The organism is Gluconobacter aidae (genome assembly GCF_009547075.1).
GTDB classification, from domain to species: domain Bacteria; phylum Pseudomonadota; class Alphaproteobacteria; order Acetobacterales; family Acetobacteraceae; genus Gluconobacter; species Gluconobacter aidae.
The window spans coordinates 1-6107 of the sequence record NZ_WIPH01000062.1 but is presented as its reverse complement, the minus strand read 5'-3'; the positions used below and the strand labels follow the sequence as shown (position 1 = coordinate 6107).

At 47.8% G+C, this 6107-nt stretch carries 3 protein-coding genes and 1 pseudogene; all 4 read right to left on the bottom strand.

What is annotated here, in order from left to right; all coding sequences use genetic code 11:
• Positions 1-85 precede the first annotated feature (85 nt).
• Positions 86-3205: an efflux RND transporter permease subunit gene (locus tag GFJ39_RS13290; RefSeq protein WP_153431870.1), complete on the bottom strand. Its 3120-nt coding sequence runs from the start codon at positions 3203-3205 to the stop codon at positions 86-88.
• A gap of 3 nt (positions 3206-3208) precedes the next feature.
• Positions 3209-4366, bottom strand: a complete 1158-nt coding sequence (locus tag GFJ39_RS13285; protein WP_153431868.1) for an efflux RND transporter periplasmic adaptor subunit — start codon at positions 4364-4366, stop codon at positions 3209-3211.
• On the bottom strand, positions 4363-5589 hold the full coding sequence (locus GFJ39_RS13280) for a TolC family protein (RefSeq protein WP_325062949.1): 1227 nt from the start codon (positions 5587-5589) through the stop codon (positions 4363-4365). The genes GFJ39_RS13285 and GFJ39_RS13280 overlap by 4 nt, the downstream gene beginning before the upstream one ends.
• A gap of 241 nt (positions 5590-5830) precedes the next feature.
• Positions 5831-6107: pseudogene (locus GFJ39_RS13275) on the bottom strand (type II toxin-antitoxin system VapC family toxin); the annotation flags it as partial.

Here is a 6107-nt window from a genome sequence, read left to right as displayed (position 1 = left end):
TCCATATTGTTATGTCTGACTTTTTTCTCGCCCTGCATCAAGAAATATTGGAAAAATTCCTGTCTTTTCTCTCATTTATTAACGTTTATTTTTCATCTTTTTCTCTAAAGTTCGATAATTTTACATAAAGAGACGGAAGAACAAGCAAAGTTAAAGCCGTACAAGATAGCAAACCACCGATAACAACGGTGGCTAATGGCTTTTCGACTTCAGACCCTTCACTCATTGAAAATGCCATAGGAAAGAAACCCAGACAGGCTACCGTCGCCGTAGCCATAACAGGGCGGAACCGTTCCTCGGCAGCTTCCTGGCTGGCAACACGCGCCGACAACCCCGCTGCTCGTTTTTCCAGAATACAGGAAACAAGGACTACGCCATTTAAGGTGGCCACGCCGAACAGGGCGATAAACCCAATCCCAGCCGAGACACTAAACGGCAGGGCTCTCACGGTTAGCGCCAAAATCCCCCCGGTGGCCGCGAATGGTAGATTTAGAAAGACCAAACCAGCCACCCAAACATCCCCAAAGGCGAACACCAACAGAAAAAAGATAAGAGCTAAGGTAATCGGTACGACAATCTCCAATCGAGAAACAGCAGACTGGAGATTGCGAAACTGCCCACCCCATTCAATACGATATCCGTGGGGCAGTTTAAGCTTCTGGGCAACGGTCTTCTGTGCTTCCTGCACGAACGAACTCATATCACGCCCGCGTACGTTCGCCTGCACCATCATCCGTCGCTCTCCCTGATAGCGGCGGATGGCTGCTGGCCCATCATTCAGCGTAATTTTAGCGACCTGAGACAGTTCAACCATCTGGTCATCACGTGTTGCAACCGGGAGGCGTTTGATATCATCAAGAGTACGCCTTTGCGGGGCATCAATTCGTACTTCGGTCGGAATTAAAGCGTCACCGGTCGAAACCGGCGGCCCGACATGCCCACCCAATGACTCAACAACATCAAGAATAGTCGCTGTATCCACGTTAAGCCGGCCTGCAGCTGTCCGGTCTACATCAATATGAAGGTATGGAATGGTCCCAACGTCCTGAGGAGCGACGTCCGCAGCACCGTTGATTTTGCTGACAATGTCCGCCGTCTGCTTTGCCAGAGCTTGGAGCGTGCGGATATCAGGGCCATAAATGCCAATCGCAATCTGCGAGCGCACGCCTGCCTGCATGTCATCCATGCGCATCTGAATGGGTTGGCTCCACGAAAAAAGCGCGCCAGGATTGTTTTGGCGCAGTGCCGCGTCAAACGCTCTGATCAACCCTTCCTGAGAATGCGCCGTCTTCCACTCTGATCGTGGCTTGAGCAGAACATAACTGTCAGTCTGCTCTACACCCGATGGGTCTGTCGGAATGGCAGACGTGCCCGTGTTACTCACAATTGTTCGTATGTCAGGGAATGTTTTCAGCGTCTTCTCGATTGCAGTAACTTCGCGGATCGAAGCACCCAATGAAATCGCCGGAAGGCGTGTTGACGTGACAATCAGATCACCTTCTTGGAGTTGTGGAATAAATTCCCCTCCAAGGCGCGTCGCCAAAAAGACAGACACCAGCAAAATGCCGACTGCAATTATGAAAATCTGATTTGTGTGCGTGCGGCAGTATCGCGCTGCCGGGTTAAATCCTCGCCGTAAAAAGGCAATAAAGCGCGTGTCGTGACTCTCGATGCTGCCATCATGTCCATGCCCTTCAGGAATATTCTTTGTTTGAACGCTTCCAAAATGGCTCTTCATGATCATCGCACATAATGCGGGCACACCCAGAAATGCGAACACTAAAGACGCCAGCAATGCCAGGATGATTGTTTCCGCCATTGGCCGAAACATCCGGCCTTCTACACCTTCCAGTGTCAGGATCGGCAGATAAACCAGCATGATGATGCAAACAGCAAAAATGACTGGTCGCGCGACGGATGTTGTTACTTTGGCTACGCGCTCTTGTAGGGTCAGCCCAGCCACAATGGAAATACTAAGAACGCCTTCGACGATCACCAGTGCGCTATCAACAATCATCCCAAAATCAATGGCGCCAAGACTCAGGAGATTGGCCGAAATGCCGAGATGATGCATTCCAACCATTGCAGCCAATAAAGCAAAGGGGATGATGGACATGATGACCAGAGACGCCCTCCAGTCTCCAAGGACAACTAGCAATACTACCAGAACAAGAAGTGCCCCTAGCGCAAGGTTTTCCTTAACAGTGTCAATCGTCACATCTGTCAACGTCGTACGGCTATAGTACTGCTCTAGGGTGACACCCTCTGGGAGGGTTTTTTGGATTTTGGGAAGAGTTGTATTGAGCCGGTTGAGTGTGTCACGCGCACTCGCGCCTTCCTGCAACAGAACAACTGCATTGACGGCCTCTCCTTTACCGTCCCGTGTCACAGCTCCTAGTCTTGGCAGAGCCCCCTTGCGGACAGTGCCAATATCCCTGATATGAACAACTTCTCCGTTTGGACCACTTTTGACCTGAATTTCTCCTAGTTCCTTGAGGTCATCGATGAGCGAACGCCCCACAATAATGTGCTGCTCATCGTTATGCTCTATCCACGCACCACCAGCAGCTTCATTGCCGGTATCGACAGCTTTAAAAACATCTGAAACGGACACATTGAACCGACGCATAGCCATTGGATCGAGCGCGACTTCGTAGGTCTCCGACGCGCCGCCATTGACGTTGACATCAACCACTCCAGGAACCAGTCGCAGCTTGGGCACAACAGACCAGTTCAGAATACGGTTCAGATCTGTAAGAGACTGGCCTTTCCCTTTAATCTCCAGCTGCATGATTTCACCCATGCCTGTGGCCATTGGCCCCATGCTAATGGAGAGTCCGTGGACTGAAATGGTATTTTTTGCCTGATCCAGAAATTGAGACACTAAGTCCCGATCGCGATAGATACTCGTGTTGTCATTGAATTGAAGATACAGAACCGACACGCCAGTGCGGGAGACCGATCTGAGATTTTTTAGCCCGACAACTCCAGATAGCACTGTCTCAATAGGGAATGTAACGAGTTTTTCCACCTCCTCCGTCGGTAATCCAGGGGCTTGAATGGAGACTAGGACCTGACGTGGAGAAATATCTGGAACAGGCTCTACAGGAAGAGATCGAAGGTCGAAAAGACCAGCCACCATCAAAAGAAGAATACAGCCCAAAATTCCTTTACGGCCTCTGACGACATGCAAAAAGAAATTCATAACTTAGTCCTGCGCCTCGGAATGATCAGGCGTCGGCGCCAGAAGATATTGGGACTTCAGGACAAAGCTTCCTTGAGAGACAACTTTCTGCCCAGCCTTGAGGCCCTCTGTCACCAAAGTTTTTCCCTCAAGAGTAGTCGCGATAGTCACATTCCGGGGGACAAATTCATGATCGGACTTTTGAATAAAGACACAATTTTCTCCATTCAGTATCTGAATGGAGACTTCTGGAACAAGAACACCGGAGACACGATTTTTTGTCATCAAACGAGTTTTTACAAGCATATCAGGGCGCAAAATCATATCAGGATTTGTTACAAGACTGCGCACCAGAACATGTCTGGTTCTGGGATCGATACTGGCCTCGATAAGAGTAATATTTGAAGGAATAGAAGCCTGATTTGCAGAGATGTATGTTAACTGCTGGCCTCCAGAAGCCAATTGTCCAGCTTTCTGTGGATCAACCTGCGAGATAACCCAAACTTGCGAGAGGTCGTCAATTTCAACAGCTGGTAAAGCTGTATTCGAAACATCCTCTCCCTGCGTCACTGAAATCGTACGAATAACACCGTTAATCGGAGAGGTAACAGTAGAAACAAGGCCTTCTCCTTTTTCCAATTGTGTTGAATACCGTGCGAGACGTTGTTTTTCCGTATTTAACTCCGCCTGTCTCTGACGAAGCAATTCACGCGTCGCTTTAAACGATGAGAAACGTCGCTCTACTTCGCCGGAAGATACCACGCCTCCCTCCAAGGCGCGCCCACGTTTATAGGTATCTGTCGCATTGCGTTCTTGCGCTAAGGCCTGTTGATAAGCCGCCTGCGCCTCGTTAACTCTTTGTTCTTGATCAGCCAGACTAAAATTTTCGTACTTGAAAAGAGGTGTTCCTTTCTGAACTTTCTCTCCTGGCGTTACAAATACTTCCTGAACACGGCCGCTTCCGACTGGGTGGATACGGGCGACATGGCGCTCATCAAGTGCGACATAGGCCGGAACATCCATATGATCAGACAGCGTTCCCGCTATCGCTGTAGAGATCACAATATTTTCTGCTTTAAAAGCATTCGGCGAAATCTGAACGGTCTTTTCAGCCATGCCTATGCTAGGAAAGCACAAAGAACTCATGCCAAACAGGACAGATATAAAGATAGATTTTTTCACGGGGTCTCTCCTGTCAGGAGCATCATTCTGATCATGGCAGTGTGCCAGACGACATTTGCCTGAGAGGCTCGTTGCTGGGATTCCAGTGCACTACGGCGCGCACGAAGATATTCTATGATGGGCGCTTCACCCACCTTCCAAGCCTTTTCCAAATCGTCTGCACGCTTCTGTAGTGCGGCATTTGTCGCTTTACTGTGCTGCAAAGTTGTGAGTGAAGAACGAAAGCGAGTATGGATTTGTCGGTATTCGGTTTGGACTTTTCTACGTGCCAGAATGCTATCACGATCAGCCGCCGCCATAGCGCGCACTGCCTTCATTTCTCTAGGTGTGTTTCGTGCGGAGCTTGGGAGAGGAATCTGGAGCTGAACCCCTACTTGGGTATCCCAGGGACTTTCATACTGCTCTTGCCGACTTACCATCACACCAATCCGAGGGTTGGGGATTTGAGAATGACGAACGACAGCGTAAGAAGCTTTGGAAAGTTTTCTAATGGCTTCAGCCAACCTAACTCTTGGATCTTTTTCAATATCCAGAGCCATATTGCGACCTTCTAAAATATGCCCCGAAAGCGATAAAAGATCGGGAATCTCATCAGAGCCCGTTAAGGCCTGGATGTCTGACTGAATACTCTCTAGAGATTGAGATGCGTCAGAAATTTTACCTTCAAGTTCCTCTTTCTCGGCAATTATCGCGTCATTATCAGATCCAGATACTTCACCGCTCTGATAAGCGACTGCCGTCACATGAGCGATACTCCCCAAAAGTACATCAGCGTGGCGAAGGTTTCTAACGGTCTCTCTTTGCAGGGTAGCCTGACTCGTCAATGTGACGATGCGCACAGCGGTCACCAATTTCTGAACTTGTGCTCTAGCCTCTGCTACGGCCTGATTCCCAAGCGCTTCGTTTGAAAGAGCACGACTTTGACCTGGCAACCACAGAGGGAAATTAATACCTCCTTGGTACGTCGTGTAACCAACTTTACTACCGATGAAATGATCGTCGAGATATTCCCCCGTAATCATCGGACTGTCTGGGAACCAAGATCGGGCTGCTTTTACTTCTTTCTTTGAAGATAGGGCATCGATATGAAAAGATGAAAGATTAGGATCGTTTTTCCATGCCCTTTGTATCGCGTCGTGGAGAGTCTCTGCCCGAGCGTGAGAAACAACACTTATGATAATCGCTACAGTACTGATATAATGTATCAATAAAGAGATTTTCACGAATTCATAACTTCCAGATCAGCCAAAGCGATCCAAAAACATACACCTTAGATAAGAAAAGATGTTTTTCAAAGAATGTCTTAATAAATTAAAATAATTTTAATATGAGAATTAAATAAATAGAATATTTATTGGTTTTTACAGAAAAATAATAATTAATCGAAAAATAAACATCGTGAATTTTATTTATATTTAATAATAATTAATTCATTCCAATTATAGATTTTATCCAGATTGGCACTCATGAACAGCATATTCTCTTGATGGGTGGTGATTCATTTGCCCGTCCTCCGAAAGGAATGTGGCATGTTCAGCTTGAGCCTGCGCCATCAGGAGATGGTCAAACGGATCACGATGATGTAGAGGCAAAGACGTCAGGATCTTTAGGTGCTCGGGCTGTATTCCCAGCAGAGAGAAACCTTCTGCAGGAATTGCTGCCAGAATATCGTTCATATTCGCAGCCAGTTTCCCGATACGGATTTTGATCGCAATCTCCCACAGTGACACGATACTCACCA